Raw genomic sequence first — 15,706 nt, 5'->3', positions numbered from 1 at the left:
CCGTTGTTATTTACATGTATTACCGTATTCAATATAACCCCTGTTAAAGCGGGTAAATATTATACTTTGGATGGAGAAAAGGATGATTCTGTTCCTACACCCTTATATTGATTTGGTACTAATTTGGCCTCTTCTTTTTCCCTTTTTTTGATATTTACTCACAACACAAATGTCTGGATTTTGTATTGTCACTACACACTCAAGACACTGAATGCATTCCTGATAATTGATGCTGCCATCGATATTTATTGCGTCGATTTGGCACTTTTTACTTCGGCACAATTGGCAGGGATTACCGCACTCTTGTTTTCGTGTGATCAATTTAAACAAGGGGAATTTACCTAATATCGCTAGGCCCGCTCCGAGAGGGCATATATAGCGGCAATAGACTTTGTGTATTTTTAAACTGAGTAGTAGCAGTGCAATTGCGTAGACTGTAAAGGGAATTTCACGGATGAAGTGCAGCGTAATACTGGTTTTAAACGGTTCGATTTCAGCCAATGATTCGGCCAGCTCTAGTGAGTAAAAAGCGACGAATACCAGCAGAACTAAAATGAAATACTTAACATTTCTCAGGTAAGGATGATAAGTGGCGATAGCCCGAAACTGCCGAATTCTTAGTTTCTCAGCCACTAGCCCCATCAGCTCTTGCATAGCACCAAATGGACAGAGCCAGCCACAAAATATCCCTCTTCCCCATATAAAAAGAGTGATGAATACTAATAACCAGAGAATGAATATCACCGGATCGAGTAAGAAGAACTCTATTTTAAATCCGTTCACCAGTGACAGCAGTAGGGTATATATATTGGTCACTGATAATTGTCCTTGAAGATAGAAACCGACGAAAAACAGCGTAATCAACAAGCATCCCAGGCGAATAGTTCGAAACTGTTTAAACTTAGCGGTGAGCGTTTTTTGTTTGACAAAAATAGTGATGATTAAACCAAGGTAAATGACCAGTATTGAAATATCTAAAGTTTTGTCGCTCCATATTTTCATCCATAAAGGTTGCTGTTGATGACTATCGTTGTGTTCGACTTTTTCAAATATTTGCGCAGGTAATGAGAAAGGCTGACTAAAGGTGACGCTCTTTCGGCTTAAATGGTTGACCGCGTAGGGTAAATCAAGATGGAAATTAAATGTCCTATTCAGTTCAAATCCAGACTGCGCTTTGATCGAAAACACCTGAATATCATCGTAGTTTGGCATTGATTGGGCAAAGTAAGGGGATTGAAAGCTATAGAAATCAATGTCTTTAAGCTCTATCGGTAACTGGTCTTGTTCCGCCCTAATACGGCTTGGCACCGTTTGGGGGATAAAGTCCTTACCGATAAAGGAGTAACTGCCCTGATTAAGCATCATGATGGCATGCTCGCCGGACTTTAGGTTGTCATTGAGGCGTGCAAACTCTGTTTCACCGAGCAGGTTAATGCCCACTATAGGAATGCTTAACGGGACAATGTAGAAATCAACGAACGTCTTGTTCTCTTGAATGTATTGCTCCGCTTCCGATTGCGCTTCATCGGGCAGTTGATACAGCTGACTAGAATCGATTGTCCAACGCGAGATAAAACCTTGTTCGACTAACTGTTCAAAGTTCATCTCAGCAAAGTAGTCGGGTCTGACAACAAAAGGGGTACTCGGTGTGAATCCTTCCAGCTTATCCCGCGCCACTTTAAGCGCTGAAGCAATAATGGTGTCGTGAATCACCAATACAGACACCGTTGCCCTGGTGATTCCGTCAAACTGAGTGACGTCGGACGAGGGCGTTTTTTTACCGCCAATGATAAAACGTTCTTTGATTGAGTGACCTATGTACTGGTCTATAAAGTCGAGCATCGGCTGCTCACCCATACCATGGATAAATATGGGTTCATGGTGATTTAATACCTTGATGCCATTGATCATCCCTTGCGGTGTGATGCCAATCAGTAGATTAATTGAATCGCCGGAAAACCCTGGGAAGTTGGTAATATCGTCACTTTGGAAAACATAGCCAAGCAGTTGATTGAGTTGATAGACAGCAATGACTGGGGGCGATTCTTGTTGAGGGTCGACACGTGTTGCACTTGGAAAGAGTTGCGCGATGTCTTGTGGAATTTCAGTGACCTGCGCCATCGAATGCGTTGTATGCGTGAGTAACAGCAGTGTTAGCAGAAAGTATTTAACCACGACAGAGAGATAGCCATTGAAGAGCTTTGTCGGGGTAAGTGGCAGATTCGTTGAGTTCATGCTTGAAAGAGGTCCCTAACTCTAACCTAAGTGAGGTTAGAGTTAGGGGCCTAGAGTTGAGGGTCTTAGAAGAAACCTAGTGGCGAAGTGCTGTAGCTCACTAGTAGGTTCTTAGTCTGTTGGTAGTGACCCAACATCATCTTGTGAGTTTCACGTCCGATACCTGACTTCTTGTAACCGCCGAACGCAGCGTGCGCTGGGTATAGGTGATAACAGTTAGTCCAGACACGACCTGCTTGGATGCCACGACCCATGCGGTACGCTAGGTTGCTATCACGAGTCCAAACACCTGCGCCGAGGCCGTAGGCTGTGTCGTTCGCAATTTCTAATGCTTCTGCTTCGTCTTTAAAGGTCGTCACAGCGATAACTGGCCCGAAGATCTCTTCTTGGAAGATACGCATCGAGTTATCACCTTGCAGAATAGTTGGCTGAATGTAGTAACCGTTGTTTAGTCCTTCACCTAGTGTTTCTTGGTCGCCACCGCTTAGTACCTTCGCACCTTCCTGCTTACCAATGTTTAGGTAGCCCATGATTTTGTCGAACTGCTCTTGAGACGCCTGTGCACCAACCATTGTTTCTGTATCGAGTGGATTGCCACGAACAATCTTCTTGGTCTTCTCAATAACTTTCTCCATAAACTTATCGAAGATGTCTTCTTGGACAAGAGCACGGGAAGGACAAGTACATACTTCACCTTGGTTGAAGAAGCCTAGAACAAAGCCTTCGGCACATTTTTCTAGGTAATCATCTTCATGCTGAACAACGTCGCTGAAGTAGATGTTTGGAGACTTACCACCTAGTTCAACCGTAGAAGGGATGAGGTTTTCAGCGGCACATTTAAGAATGTGATGACCAACCGCCGTTGAGCCGGTGAAGGCAAGTTTGGCGATACGCGTGCTTGTTGCTAGTGCTTCGCCTGCTTCTTTACCGTAACCGTTAACGATGTTGAGTACGCCTGCTGGAAGTAGGTCTTCAATCAGTTCTACCAGTACCAGAATACTTGCTGGTGTTTGCTCTGCTGGCTTAAGAACGATACAGTTACCAGCGGCAAGAGCAGGAGCGATTTTCCAAGCTGCCATTAGCAATGGGAAGTTCCAAGGAATGATTTGGCCTACAACACCTAGTGGCTCATGGAAGTGGTAAGCTACCGTGTCATTGTCGATTTCTGACAGGCTACCTTCCTGCGAACGTAGACAACCCGCAAAGTAACGGAAGTGGTCAGAACTTAGTGGAATATCTGCTGCAAGTGTTTCACGAACCGCTTTACCATTTTCCCAAGTTTCAGCAACCGCTAGCAATTCGAGATTCTCATCGATACGGTCGGCAATTTTTAACAGTAGGTTTGAACGTTCTTGAACGGAAGTTTTACCCCAAGCATCTTTCGCCGCGTGTGCCGCATCCAGTGCCAGTTCGATGTCTTGAGCACATGAACGTGGGATTTTACAGAACTCTTCGCCGTTTACAGGAGAAGTGTTGTAGAAGTAATTACCGTTGACTGGTGGTACCCATTTACCGCCAATGAAGTTTTCGTACTGAGCTTTAAAAGAAACAACAGAGTTTTCAGTCCCTGGATATGCGTAGATCATATGTCACCTCAATGTTTGGCCTACAGAGTGAGGTTTCCTTGGCCGATTTAAATTTTGCTTTTGGTAAAGCACCGTGATGACTTCATATTAGTCCTGCAATCCGCAACGCAACATGCTTCCTTGGCACCAAAAAAACTCATACTTTAGGAGGGGAAATGTGTCTAATTGATAAAACACTAATCAGATATGAGTGTGCCCTGAACAAAAAAATCCCTTTCAGCGCACTCTATGCTGAAAGGGATATTAATGTAATTACTCATTCATAAAGAAAACCCTAGCGTGAATAGCTAGGGCTTTTATTGTCTTCTTTATAGGTATCTAGAGCGTAAATGATCTTTAAAGTGCTGAGCATTCAACGTCTCACCAGTCGCTTGCTTCACCAACTCATCCGTCGTTAGCAAGCTGCCTTTACTCCAGATGTTGTCTGATAACCAAGTAAAGATCGGGGTTAAATCACCTGATTCGATGGCTGAATCCACATCAACTGTTTGCTTCATTGACGCCATAAACTGTGCTGCGTACATCGCGCCTAAGGTGTATGAAGGGAAATAGCCAAATGCGCCGTCTGTCCAGTGGATATCTTGCATACAGCCATTTTTGTAGTTGTCTTTGGTCGACAAGCCTAAATAGCTTTGCATTTTTTGATCCCACAGCTCAGGGATATCAGTGTGCTTGATTTGGCCGTTAATCAGATCGCGTTCAATTTCGTAGCGCAAGATAACGTGAGCAGGGTAGGTTAACTCATCGGCATCCACACGGATAAAGTCTTTCTTCACGCGTGTGTATAACTTTTGGAAGTTTGCCTGTGAAAACAACTCAGTATCGTGACCGTGGAAGTGTGTACCAGCAAGGCGGGCTAAGTGGGCGATGAAGGCATTACTGCGACCGATCTGCATTTCAAAGAACAGAGATTGAGATTCGTGAATCCCCATAGAGCGTGCCTGACCTGAAGGTAAGCCAGCCAGAGATTTCGGCAAGCCTTGCTCATAACGGGCGTGACCTGTTTCGTGCACAATTCCCATCAGTGACTGGACAAATTCTTGTTCATCATAACGAGTGGTAATGCGTACATCCGTTGGTACGCCACCACAGAATGGGTGCACGCTTTCATCTAGTCGGCCGTGTTCGAAGTCAAACTGCAACAGCTTCATGACGTCTAAACCCAGTGCTTTTTGCGTCTCGCTTGAGAACTTGCCCTGTGGCTCAATGAATTTGTCAGCCGATTGCTTCTCGATCGCTTCGTCGATCATCTCTGGTAGCCAGCTTTTTACGTCATTGAACAGTTGATCTAATGACGCAGTCGTTGTGCCCGGTTCATAGATATCAAGCATCGCATCGTAAGCTGAAAGGCCAGTCGCTTCGGAGCGAATTTGCGCTTCTTCCTGAGACAACTTGACCACTTCGGCCCAGTTCTTTTCGAAACCTTGCCAGTCATTTTGGCCACGCTGAGTACGCCATGCATGTTCACACTTAGAACCCGCGAGCGATTTCGCCTGAACAAGCTCTTCTGGTAGTACATTTGCTTGCTGCCAATTGCGTTTTAGCTCACGCAATGTCGCGCTATCTTGAGTGTTAAGCGTCTCTTGTTCCGCTTCTGAAAACCAGTCTGCAAGCTGTGGCTGAGTTTGTAAGTTGTGCATGTGAACGTACAATTCTGCCATTGCTTCCGATCTTGCCTGGCTACCGCCACTAGGCATCACAGCCGCTTGATCCCAGCCACAAATTGAAGCGAGGTGTTGAAAATGTGAGAGTTTTTGAGAGTGTGCTTTGATTTTTTCGAATGCGCTCATGTGTCGCCTTCCATGACTAAAAAATAAAACAAAAGTTTATCAACCATATGAGGGCATACCAAGTGATCATCTCTGAAAATCGTCACCATTTGCGATGAGTTTAAGTACTGGGTCGCAAAGTCGAATTGTTCTTTTAGTCGATGCAGCGATGGCATCACCATATAGGGATGAATTAGATCACACGATTTGCGTAATATTGATTGAAATTCCGCCGTAAATACGGCTATAAAGGAAGCAGTACAAATCTTCTTTGGTGGACATAAGCTTGATACAGAACTTTGAGGCATTTTTAATAGCAATAACGATACTGACACTCACTCCCGGTTTGGATACCGCGTTGGTGATTCGTAACTCATCACGTGGTGGATTCAACGATGGAGCGGTGACCAGTTTGGGTATTTGCCTCGGCTTGTTTGTCCATGCGACTTTCTCTGCGATTGGTATTTCGGCAATCCTTGCTCAATCAGCAGAATTGTTTCAGATCGTGAAGATGGTGGGTGCGGCCTACCTGATCTATTTAGGTTTTACCACGCTAAGAGGCTTGTGGAACAATCATTCGGCTCCGCAATCGGAAGCGGGGGCGATAACTCGTCATCAATTCAGCTTTTCTCGCTCGCTGCGTGAGGGTTTCTTATCAAACGTGCTAAACCCAAAAACAGCGGTCTTTTATCTCGCGTTTTTACCACAATTTATTAATCCGGAAGGTTCGGCGTTTTTGCAGTCAACCTTAATGGCAGCAATCCATTTTGTTATCGCCATGGTTTGGCAATGTGGTTTGGCAGGAGCATTAACCTCTGCGAAAAACTTACTCAAGAGTGCGCGCTTCATGCATTGGATGGAAGGGACAACGGGCGTTGTGCTGGTGGGTTTAGGCGTAAAACTCATGTTAGATGAGAAATAATCTTGCAGTGATTTCGCAAACATTAAATTGAAAGTAAAAGAGCGACTCGGATAGTCGCTCTTTTCATTTTCTTCTTACCAATCAATACGTTTGGTATTACTTCCTGCTAGTTCGCGCTGGCTAGTGACTTTTGGCCAATCGTATTGGCAAAGTACAGCTTGGTTTCTTCCAGAACAACTTGGCGTAGGGCGATTAAGCCAATGAGGTTTGGAATCGCCATCAAACCGTTAACGATATCAGCAATAATCCAAATCATATCCAGTTGCAGGAACGCGCCAGAAGCAACCAAAGCGACAAAGATAAACTTATACGGTAGCACTGCTTTTGTACCGAATAGAAATACCACGCAACGTTCACCGTAGTAGTTCCAGCCTAATATTGTCGTAAATGCAAAGAACATCAAACCAATCGAAACCAGTAGCGGGCCAAAAGTGTCTGCGTTTAAGCCGATTGCAAACGCATGAGTCGTCATCGCAGCACCGGCTAAATCACTTTGCCACGCGCCAGTCAAAATCAACGCCAAACCTGTCATGGTACAAATGATGATGGTGTCGAAGAAAGTACCCGTCATTGAAATCAGGCCTTGCTTCACGCACGAATCAGTTTTTGCAGCGGCGGCTGCCATAGGCGCACTACCAAGACCAGATTCATTGGAAAATACGCCGCGCGCGATACCAGACTGAATCGCAAGCATGATGCTAGCACCAAGGAAGCCCCCCGTTGCCGCCGTAGAGGTAAATGCGGATACCAGAACCAGTTCCACCGCGCTGAGGAGTTGTTCGGCATTCATTATGATGACGCTTAAGCACGCCAATATATAAAATAGCGCCATGGTTGGGACCACTTTACCCGCGACTTTTGCGATAGACTGGATTCCCCCTAACGTCACAAATGCAACGAGTAAGGTCAACACACTTGCTGAGATTTCACGTGATACGCCGAACGAAATTTCAGAGGCATCCAAAATCGCATTGACTTGTGGGAAGGTACCGATACCAAAGCAAGCGACACCCAGAGCAAAGACCGCAAACATAATCGCCAGTGCCTTAGACCCAACACCGTACTGCAGGTAGTACATTGGTCCGCCGACCATTTGACCTTTGTCGTCGACTTTGCGGTATTTTACGGCCAGTAAACACTCGGCGTACTTGGTTGCCATACCAAACAAAGCCGCTAGCCACATCCAAAACAGAGCGCCCGGGCCGCCTAGTTTAATAGCGGTGGCTACTCCAACAATGTTACCCGTACCAATGGTGGCGGATAGGGCAGTACACAAAGCCGCGAAGCTAGAAACATCGCCCGGCTTTGCAGAGTCATCTTTACTAAATACCATCTTTAGTGCGTTAGGGAGGTGTCGAAACTGAATTAAGCCGAGGCTAAAAGTGAAGTAAACACCTGTACCCACCAACAAGATAAGTAGTGGCGGTCCCCAGATAAAGTGATCGATTGTAGTAAGTAAAGATTGAAGGTTATCCATGATTTCCCCTTTAGTGATAAAACGTTACTAAGGAGAAGAGAGAAAAGTAGAGATCTTCGATCTCAAAGAGCCAAAGACAGAAGGCTTATAGCTGGTCAGTACTTTCCACTCCTCTGTCCTTTTGCCTGAGAGTTTCACTCGGTTGTTAAAACCTAAGCTTGCTCCTTCGGCGACCGATTTAACGGTTCTCTCCAGAGGTTCCTCCAACTACAGTCCTTGCTGCGTAAACAGCACCTGAAATAGTTAATTCTTCGGCGGGTTATTCTGTCCAATTGTTAATAATTGGTTAATAACCACTCTCCTGCAGTCTTCATCGGAACAATTACTCATTAAGTTGAGTAAAAGATGGTCATTAATATTGCTAAAAATGACTTGTGAACTCTATCATGTTTTTTAGCTAATTCAACAGTATTGTTAGGGGGTTTTACGGTGTGAGCGAAAAGTGTTCAGATACAAAAATCCCCAGCCTGAAAACTGGGGATATTCGTTGATGTCTTGAGACAGCGCAGCGTTTAGAAGTAGTTAGCGTCTACCAGCTCGCTCGCTTCGACAGATTTCACTTCACTACGCGCTTCTAGCCAAGCAACAACCTGCGCTTTTTGCTCTTCCGTTGCGTCTTGGAAGCGTTTTTGTGCGCACAAGAAGCCTTCAAAGTGCTCAAGGCCACCACCGCCAAAACATAGGCCAATACTGTCGATGTAGTCAATAAAGTCATCAACGAATGCATCGTAGCTATCAAAATCTGTGATTGTGGTTTCGCAGCTAATGTCAAAGCCAAGCATTGCGAATTCGCCTAGGAATAGTTTTTTCTGAAGACGACGTTTTTTGTTTTCCAACTTAAATGGTTTCATTATCTGGCCTCTATTAGTTTACTGGCTCTTTATACCTTGTTTCTTGGTATCCACCAACTAGTATTCCCGTGCGCGGTGAAAGCTTGCTCATTCATTGCTCACGGAACGGAAATTCTGTGCGTGATTGTACAAATACTCAGCTCGAATTGACAGAAAACTACTAAGCTCTGACTATTAACTGCAAATTGATGGTATAAATTAGGCAGTTAGCATTTAAAAATAATGTTAGGCGGTTTAGCTAAGGAGAACCTATGACTCGATTAATTGCGATTGTGTTTTTGGTGGCATTGGCGTTTGTGCTAGTACGCTATCGAACCAACGAAAAATTGCAAAAGTATGTCGTGGTTACTTTATTGTCTGGCTTTTTCGTTTACACCGCCGCATTAATGATCTCTGAGTTGATACGCTAGTTACGTAGGAGCAGTAAGTGAACAAGCAAACCAATATTGAAGAAAGTGATGATGATGTTGTAGTCATAGAAGAGCGCGACAGGAGAACCTATCTCTATATTGCGATAGCAGGCGTGCTTGGCTTAGCTTTAGGTGGGCTTATCGGATCTACGTTTACTGCTAGCAAGTGGGAAACCACTTATCAAAAAATGGAAGAGAAGTATTTGGCGCTTGAGGATGAAAAAAATCAATTGGTCATCAATGTTGAAGAACGAGTGGCCAATGTCGATAACGAAGTGTCTGAAAAGTTGGAACTGAAGATTCAGGAGCAGCAAGCTCAGTATGACAAGCAACTGTTGGCACTGAAATCTCAAGTCGCGGAGTTGGAGAAGGTCAACCTTTCTTTGGAAGAGCAAGTTAACCAACAGAAAAGTAAGATCGTAGAAGCCGATCAGCAAAACGTTAAGTTAAATCGCCAAGCGGATATGCAGGCAACAATGTTTGAGCGATCGCGGGAGCTGTTTCAACAAGAGCTAAAAGTGAAGATGGAACTAGAAGCTTTAGAGAAAGAGCGAGAGGCGCTGCGCCCTAAGATAGTCGCACTGAAGAAGATGTGTGATGACTACTTACAAGGCACTTCGTGGGAAGCGACATCAGATTCGTGTGACAAACAAGATGAAGCTAATTCGCGATTGAGTCAGATCAACCAAATGATTTCAGTCCACAAAATGGATCTGGAACAGATGAAGGCTTTGTCTGAGCAATTGGGGTTGTAGTTTTATTTGAATTAGTCTGGATACAACCTGTCAGTATCGCTTCTCCGATGTGACTATATCTGACAGGTTGCCTAAATCAGTTCTGCCCGTGCGACCTGAAGTCGTATGAAGCGTTGTTCACCACGATAAGAGTGAACCATCTGTATCACCAGATGCCCCTAGGATTCTGAATAAAGCAGCGAATCCGACAATGTAACGAAACTCGGTTGTTAGACCGAGTGGGAACTGAATCGTGAGAGGAGGTTCTTCCTGTTAACCACAAATTGGGTAAGTGCTAGGGTGTCAGTATGATGAGCGTAAGTGAATCCACGTAAGGTGCGTTATATGATTGAGCAGCGGAAGTGGTTTATACGCTGTGGCCAAAATGGCAATGGGAGTCGGAAAGGAGTTGGGCAGTGCCCTTTCGTGATCGTTGAACTCTCCGCACTAGAGTGGGCGTCTAACCTGATATTTTGCGCGACATACGGAACAGGGTAAGCCTGAATATCTCCCTACGGGAAAGTGGTCTGCGAAGGTCACCGATAGGTATGCAGGTAAAGGAGGTTAGAGAAAGCGAATGCCATTTTGTAATGAAGTGGATACAGGTTCATATCTGGCGCGAAAGCGAGCTGACTTCTAACTGGTCTCCCGTTGCAAGATGATTTGAAGAACTTTATTTAAGGAGAAACGCAAATGATGGCTTCATCAGAAGTTAGTGCCTCTCCTAATGGCACTCAGTGGCAATCCGTCGATTGGAAAGCCGTCGAGTCGCACGTGTTAAAGCTTCAAATGCGCATTGCAAAAGCAACCCGAGAGGGCACAGTAAAGCGAGAGCTTTGCAGTGGATTTTAACGCACTCGAGATCAGCTAAATTACTGGCTGTGAAGCGAGTGTCCCAAAACAAAGGCAGTAACACTCCCGGAATCGATGGTGTCATCTGGAATACAGATGCTCGTCGAATGACCGCAGTAGATCAATTGAATCGTAAAGGTTATCGAGCCAAACCCCTCAGACGTATCTACATCCCGAAAAAGAATGGCAAACTCAGACCTCTAGGCATTCCATGCATGATAGATAGAGCGCAACAGGCGTTGTACTTACTTGCACTGGAACCGATATCGGAAACGGTAGCAGATCCAAATAGCTATGGTTTTCGACCTAATCGCAGCACGGCAGATGCAATTCAACAATGCTTCAAATGCTTGTGCCTTAAGCGTTCAGGTCGTTGGATTCTAGAGGGTGACATTAAAGCTTGCTTTGACAAGATTGGGCATGAATGGCTACTTGATAATGTTCAAATAGACAAAAAGATGCTGAAGCAGTGGCTAGGCTCTGGCTATATCGATAAAGGTTTGTTCTACTGAACGTCGGAAGGAACTCCGCAAGGCGGAATTATCTCTCCAACGCTTATGTTACTAACACTTGCGGGCTTAGAAAAGCTCGTAAAAGAAGTGGCTAAGAAATCGGGGGAACGAGTTCACTTTATAGGTTATGCGGATGATTTTGTGATAACGGGTTCATCAAAAGATGTTCTTGTTAACGAAGTTAAACCTCGACTGATTGATTTTCTAAAAGAGAGAGGGTTGGCTCTATCTGAAGAGAAAACGCACCTTACTCATATAGATGATGGCTTTGACTTTCTTGGTTTTAACCTTAGGAAGTACAAGGGCAAACTAGTCATCAAACCGAGTAAAACTAACGTTCTCTCTTTCCTGAGAAACTTGCGTGAACTCATCAAGAAGCACGCAACAATGCCAGTCAATGATCTTATCAGATTATTGAATCCCAAACTGAAAGGTTGGGCGAATTATTATCGTCACTGCGTTGCAAAACGAACTTTCGGCTATCTCGGTCATCAAATCTTCTGGCTCCTGTGGCGATGGGCGGTTAGACGTCATCCCACTAAACCAAAAGACAGGGTGAGGCGCAAATACTACATGAATAGAAGTGGTGGCTGGCAATTTCATGGTTGGCAGAAAATCGCCAATATGGACTGTCACTACAACCTTATTCAAATAGCAAAAACGCCGATCAAAAGGCATGTGAAGATCCGAAGTGCAGCGACACCGTTCGATCCTCAATACCAAGATTACTTGGCTAAGAGGAAACCGAAAAAGGAAAGCCGTCACTCATGGTTTGATCCTGCTTTAACTGCTATCTAGGCTGCTGGGTAACGTAATACGCCTTAGAGGAGGCTTGAGCCGTATGCAGTGAAAGTTGCACGTACGGTTCTTAGGAGGGCGGCACTCGGTAACGGGTGTCGCCTATCCGACCTTTGTTGGTTAGAATCATTACTATACTTTATCTTAAAGTTATGGATGTTTACTGGAACAGTGATTGGGACCAAGCCTTGTGAGTGCGGATACATTGAGTGGCATAGGTAAATAGTTGCACTTGCATCTGAAAAGACTGTAAGTTTGTTAACGCCAGCCTTTTGGACGGTTTGGTCATAAGCGAGGCTAAATATTAGCTTTTAATTCCGTCTGAAGACGATTTGTTAGAGCAAAATATAAAGGAGAGCAATTTAGATGATCCTTACCTTTCGGTTTCAGCTAATTGTAGTTTTCATGTTTTTGTTTTGTCTCCCAGCTTATGCACAAGAGCAGATGGATTATGACCGCACGATAGTCATAATGCGTTTTATTGAACGGTATATTGTTGCCGCTTCGGGTGTCCTGCTTTTGTATCTTGGTTACCGATTATTCACAACTATTCAAGATCTAGGAAGTTTAGATGCTGAACTTCCAAATAACATCAAACTTCAATTAAATAAGGTCGGTCCAGGGGTGTTTTTTGCTCTATTTGGGACAGTTTTACTCACATATGTCATGTCTTCAGAAATAAAAGTCTCACTGAATGAAACATCTAGGAATGATAAGGGGGGAGGCTTGGTTTTAGGCGGTGCAACCCCGCTCTTAGATGCGGACAAATTGACTAAGATACTAAATGTAAGATCTTTAGATTTTATTGATACATACGTCACCTCTGATCTTGAGTTAACTACAGATGAAGCTAGGGAAAGACTGAGACTATCCCTAGAAGCGACTAGAAACATAAAGTCGGTGTTGATCGATGACTTAATTGGGCAAGGCTCATATGAAGAATTTTTGAATTGGCAGCAAAAAATAAGCAGTGATCCAAATTATGAAAACAGACTGAGTAAAGAGCGTCTGGAAATCATTGAGCAAGTTAAAACGCTACTAAATGGAGATGACTGATGAAATGGATTTTAAGTAAATTCTTGTTATCTACTGTGATACTCGCCTGTTGCAGTCAAGCGAATTCGCAGACTTATGATCAAATTGTATATGCGCGGATAAAAGCTATTGCTCCAAATCTAAAATATTTTGCTAAAGAACGTTTGCCAAAAAGTGAACGCCATCTGGTAGACGGCCTGAAAATCAAGGTGGATAGAAGGAATTTAGTAAACGCAAGTGCAGGAACTAACGCTTTAGGGCGAAAGCAGATCACACTCTACAATGGCATTGTTTTAACCATTGATCTTCTATCCCAAATAGCTGTTTTATCTCAAGAGTACCCTGATTGTGCTCGAGCATATCTCTCATATATGTATAAGGAGTATTTTAAAAACACAGGCCGATCAGTGCGGGGCTTAAAGGTAAATAATGCTCAAACGCCACCTGGCTTCTTTGGAAATTTTCCTGGGTGTCGTGATGCCGGTAGATTTCTAATGCAAATGCCTAGAGAACATGGCTTGCTATATAGAGAATTCGTTGAAGCTTCTTTGATGATGCTCTTCCTGCATGAACTAGCCCATATAAAGTACCAACATTCAGGAAATGTCAGTACACAGCAATCTAGGGTACAAGAAGCTCAGGCAGATAAATGGGCACTTGAGCGTTTGCCCTTATTCTATGATGACCCTGGGCTTGCATTGCCTTTAATGTTACACCTGAGTCTAACCAACGGTCAGTCACTTGAGGATGAAGAGTCTATGACTCACCCGCTTGGGATAAAGAGAATGCTGCTGGTGTTAGATGAAGTCATCCCCAACATTGAAGACGAAGATGTAGCATTTAACATGAGTGATATCAGGGGTAGACTTGAAGATATTATCTATGAAACCGCTAATTAGTTAGGTTTATTGTAAGTGTGAATATTGAATCATGGAATTTTTCTGAAGTTTTTGTTTTTGCCCAAGATTGATAGACATTCCAAGCTAACGCTAATGTAGAATAAGAGGTTTGTAGCATAAGTACTTTCTTCATAATTTCCAATCAAAATCCCAAAGGCTATCAAGGGCAAAATTGAAATAGCGATGATAATCGATAATTTTTTTATTGAGCATGTTGCTTGCGCTGGTGACGTTGTTCAGTGGGACTCAGATGTTAAAAAGCCGCTAGCTTTAATTGGATTAGTTTGATTACCGAGGGAGACTGACGGACTCAATCTGTCAGTTCTCAAATTACGGCATAACCAGATCTGACAGATTGCTCTAGCTCGGTTATGTCGAGTAGACGACACCTGTTACCAAGTGTCGTCCCTCTAAGAACCCAGCGTACAACTTTCACCGCACTAGGCTCAAGCCTTCACGAAGTATAGCCATGCATGTTTAGCCGCTTCAGATTTACCCCAAATTTTGTAACACCCGATTAGTCCACTCACCTGATTCAGTGTCCAATGGTATTGAACCACCACATGCACTCCCTTACATAGGTAGAACATCCGTAGTTATGTTTTCACCGCAATTCTTATAGTTGCTGGATATACACTCTTCAGCAAAATCCTGTGCCTTTTCAACTTGCTCAGCCGACAACTTTGGTAGGGTTATTGTTTTATTACCATTATATTTGGATAATAAATACCACATGTAAGAGTAGACACGGTCTTGATTTAAAGAGCCATAGCCATACCAATAGAGATCCCCCAAGATCTTCTGTGCACGCTCATTTTTCCAAATTGCAGCTCTATGAGCATAGTTCGCCGCTTTTTTATAATCTTGTATAGTCCCTTCACCATCGTAGTACATCTGGGCAAGATATGCCCAAGCTGTTACTACATGTTTTCTATCGGCTAGTTTTTTATACCAATAGAACGCCTTTCTTTTATCTTGTTTTACATAATCGCCAACGTAATAAAAATTAGCTAAATATACAGTCGCATAATCATGGTCTAATTCGGCAGCTTTTGTATAGTATTCTATTGCTAACTCATCATTGTCTGATGTGGTTAAGAGCATAACTCCTAAAACATAGTATGAATGAGCGTGCCCTTGTTCACCTGCTTTAAGAAAATAGTTAGCAGCCTTTTTATACTCATAATTGTCATAATAATAATAGCCAGCATAATACTGAGCTAATTTATCTCCTTGTTCTGCCATGACATTTAATTTTTGAATACTCATCTCTTTGTAAGAATCTTCCGCTTGTGAAAAAAGTGGGTAAGTAAAAATTAACCAAGTAATTAAAATACGCGCCAACATATTGATGCCCCTGATGTGTATCAGTATCGAACTGATAGAAATTTATTTTGTTTCCTCATATAGATTAGACACTTAAACTCAATTTTGTCCAAAATTTTTAACAAATGATACCTTCCAAGGTGGTGCCGTTTTTGCTTTTTGGAATCCAAAAAGTTATCCGTTCGCTGGAAGATGCCTAAACTCCTCAAGTCGGTTCTGTCCAAAAGTGAGTCAGTGTGGATGTCGAATGTAGGTGTGCGATTAAGTCACATTGTCTAATTAAAACTGTCAGGTCGAGTA

At 43.5% G+C, this 15,706-nt stretch carries 13 protein-coding genes, 1 pseudogene and 2 riboswitches; of the genes and pseudogenes, 8 read left to right on the top strand and 6 right to left on the bottom strand.

The features are described from left to right. Positions 1-102: 102 nt before the first annotated feature. The 3 genes from NP165_RS07395 to NP165_RS07385 all read right to left on the bottom strand — a co-directional run bounded on the left by NP165_RS07395 (position 103) and on the right by NP165_RS07385 (position 5,611). Positions 103-2,235, bottom strand: coding sequence for a NosR/NirI family protein (locus NP165_RS07395; protein ID WP_257083340.1), 2,133 nt, complete (start codon positions 2,233-2,235; stop codon positions 103-105). 65 nt (positions 2,236-2,300) lie between these two features. Beyond that, positions 2,301-3,821: an acetaldehyde dehydrogenase ExaC gene (exaC, locus tag NP165_RS07390; protein WP_257083339.1), complete on the bottom strand. Its 1,521-nt coding sequence runs from the start codon at positions 3,819-3,821 to the stop codon at positions 2,301-2,303. A 308-nt stretch (positions 3,822-4,129) separates the two neighbouring features. After that, a complete protein-coding gene (locus NP165_RS07385; protein ID WP_257083338.1) occupies positions 4,130-5,611 on the bottom strand; it encodes a carboxypeptidase M32 in 1,482 nt (493 codons plus the stop codon). Between the two features lie 265 nt (positions 5,612-5,876). Here NP165_RS07385 and NP165_RS07380 point away from each other — a divergent pair, with 265 nt between their 5' ends. Beyond that, positions 5,877-6,512, top strand: coding sequence for a LysE family translocator (locus tag NP165_RS07380; RefSeq protein WP_257083337.1), 636 nt, complete (start codon positions 5,877-5,879; stop codon positions 6,510-6,512). A 106-nt stretch (positions 6,513-6,618) separates the two neighbouring features. On the opposite strand, the gene NP165_RS07375 is transcribed toward NP165_RS07380, so the two are convergent. Continuing rightward, the gene (locus tag NP165_RS07375) at positions 6,619-7,989 is read right to left on the bottom strand and encodes an alanine/glycine:cation symporter family protein (protein ID WP_257083336.1); all 1,371 of its coding nucleotides are present in this window, start codon (positions 7,987-7,989) and stop codon (positions 6,619-6,621) included. A gap of 110 nt (positions 7,990-8,099) precedes the next feature. Further along, positions 8,100-8,187: riboswitch (glycine riboswitch) on the bottom strand. A gap of 2 nt (positions 8,188-8,189) precedes the next feature. Further along, positions 8,190-8,303, bottom strand: a riboswitch (glycine riboswitch). 198 nt (positions 8,304-8,501) lie between these two features. After that, positions 8,502-8,840: a YggL 50S ribosome-binding family protein gene (locus tag NP165_RS07370; protein WP_257083335.1), complete on the bottom strand. Its 339-nt coding sequence runs from the start codon at positions 8,838-8,840 to the stop codon at positions 8,502-8,504. Positions 8,841-9,091: 251 nt separating this feature from the next. Between NP165_RS07370 and NP165_RS07365 the strand changes: the two genes are divergently transcribed. The 7 genes and pseudogenes from NP165_RS07365 to NP165_RS07345 all read left to right on the top strand — a co-directional run bounded on the left by NP165_RS07365 (position 9,092) and on the right by NP165_RS07345 (position 14,080). Further along, positions 9,092-9,250 (top strand): hypothetical protein, encoded by a 159-nt coding sequence (locus NP165_RS07365; RefSeq protein ID WP_257083334.1) that lies wholly within the window; start codon positions 9,092-9,094, stop codon positions 9,248-9,250. Positions 9,251-9,267: 17 nt separating this feature from the next. After that, the gene (locus tag NP165_RS07360) at positions 9,268-10,005 is read left to right on the top strand and encodes a chromosome partitioning protein ParA (RefSeq protein ID WP_257083333.1); all 738 of its coding nucleotides are present in this window, start codon (positions 9,268-9,270) and stop codon (positions 10,003-10,005) included. Positions 10,006-10,677: 672 nt separating this feature from the next. Further along, positions 10,678-10,836, top strand: coding sequence for a reverse transcriptase N-terminal domain-containing protein (locus tag NP165_RS20090; RefSeq protein ID WP_371133665.1), 159 nt, complete (start codon positions 10,678-10,680; stop codon positions 10,834-10,836). Continuing rightward, a pseudogene (locus NP165_RS20085) lies at positions 10,773-11,579 on the top strand (reverse transcriptase domain-containing protein); the annotation flags it as partial. The gene NP165_RS20090 and the pseudogene NP165_RS20085, both read left to right, overlap by 64 nt. 156 nt (positions 11,580-11,735) lie before the next feature. Then, positions 11,736-12,146, top strand: a complete 411-nt coding sequence (locus NP165_RS20080; protein WP_371133710.1) for a group II intron maturase-specific domain-containing protein — start codon at positions 11,736-11,738, stop codon at positions 12,144-12,146. A 366-nt stretch (positions 12,147-12,512) separates the two neighbouring features. Next, positions 12,513-13,202 (top strand): hypothetical protein, encoded by a 690-nt coding sequence (locus NP165_RS07350; protein WP_257083332.1) that lies wholly within the window; start codon positions 12,513-12,515, stop codon positions 13,200-13,202. Continuing rightward, entirely contained in the window at positions 13,202-14,080 is an 879-nt protein-coding gene (locus NP165_RS07345; RefSeq protein WP_257083331.1) for a phage exclusion protein Lit family protein, read from the top strand. The genes NP165_RS07350 and NP165_RS07345 overlap by 1 nt, the downstream gene beginning before the upstream one ends. Before the next feature lie 573 nt (positions 14,081-14,653). On the opposite strand, the gene NP165_RS07340 is transcribed toward NP165_RS07345, so the two are convergent. Further along, complete coding sequence (locus NP165_RS07340) at positions 14,654-15,427, bottom strand: tetratricopeptide repeat protein (RefSeq protein ID WP_257083330.1); 774 nt, start codon at positions 15,425-15,427, stop codon at positions 14,654-14,656. Between the last annotated feature and the right edge of the window lie 279 nt (positions 15,428-15,706).

Origin of the sequence: Vibrio japonicus, assembly GCF_024582835.1 — a bacterium.
Lineage (GTDB): Bacteria > Pseudomonadota > Gammaproteobacteria > Enterobacterales > Vibrionaceae > Vibrio > Vibrio japonicus.
This window is presented reverse-complemented; position numbering and strand designations above follow the sequence as displayed.

Coding starts and splice junctions, on each gene's coding strand:
- exaC (WP_257083339.1), bottom strand. CDS start 3,821: ATGATCTACGCATATCCAGGGACTGAAAACTCTGTTGTTTCTTTTAAA.
- NP165_RS07350 (WP_257083332.1), top strand. CDS start 12,513: ATGATCCTTACCTTTCGGTTTCAGCTAATTGTAGTTTTCATGTTTTTG.
- NP165_RS07385 (WP_257083338.1), bottom strand. CDS start 5,611: ATGAGCGCATTCGAAAAAATCAAAGCACACTCTCAAAAACTCTCACAT.
- NP165_RS07370 (WP_257083335.1), bottom strand. CDS start 8,840: ATGAAACCATTTAAGTTGGAAAACAAAAAACGTCGTCTTCAGAAAAAA.
- NP165_RS07365 (WP_257083334.1), top strand. CDS start 9,092: ATGACTCGATTAATTGCGATTGTGTTTTTGGTGGCATTGGCGTTTGTG.
- NP165_RS20080 (WP_371133710.1), top strand. CDS start 11,736: ATGCCAGTCAATGATCTTATCAGATTATTGAATCCCAAACTGAAAGGT.
- NP165_RS07340 (WP_257083330.1), bottom strand. CDS start 15,427: ATGTTGGCGCGTATTTTAATTACTTGGTTAATTTTTACTTACCCACTT.
- NP165_RS07395 (WP_257083340.1), bottom strand. CDS start 2,235: ATGAACTCAACGAATCTGCCACTTACCCCGACAAAGCTCTTCAATGGC.
- NP165_RS20090 (WP_371133665.1), top strand. CDS start 10,678: ATGATGGCTTCATCAGAAGTTAGTGCCTCTCCTAATGGCACTCAGTGG.
- NP165_RS07345 (WP_257083331.1), top strand. CDS start 13,202: ATGAAATGGATTTTAAGTAAATTCTTGTTATCTACTGTGATACTCGCC.
- NP165_RS07375 (WP_257083336.1), bottom strand. CDS start 7,989: ATGGATAACCTTCAATCTTTACTTACTACAATCGATCACTTTATCTGG.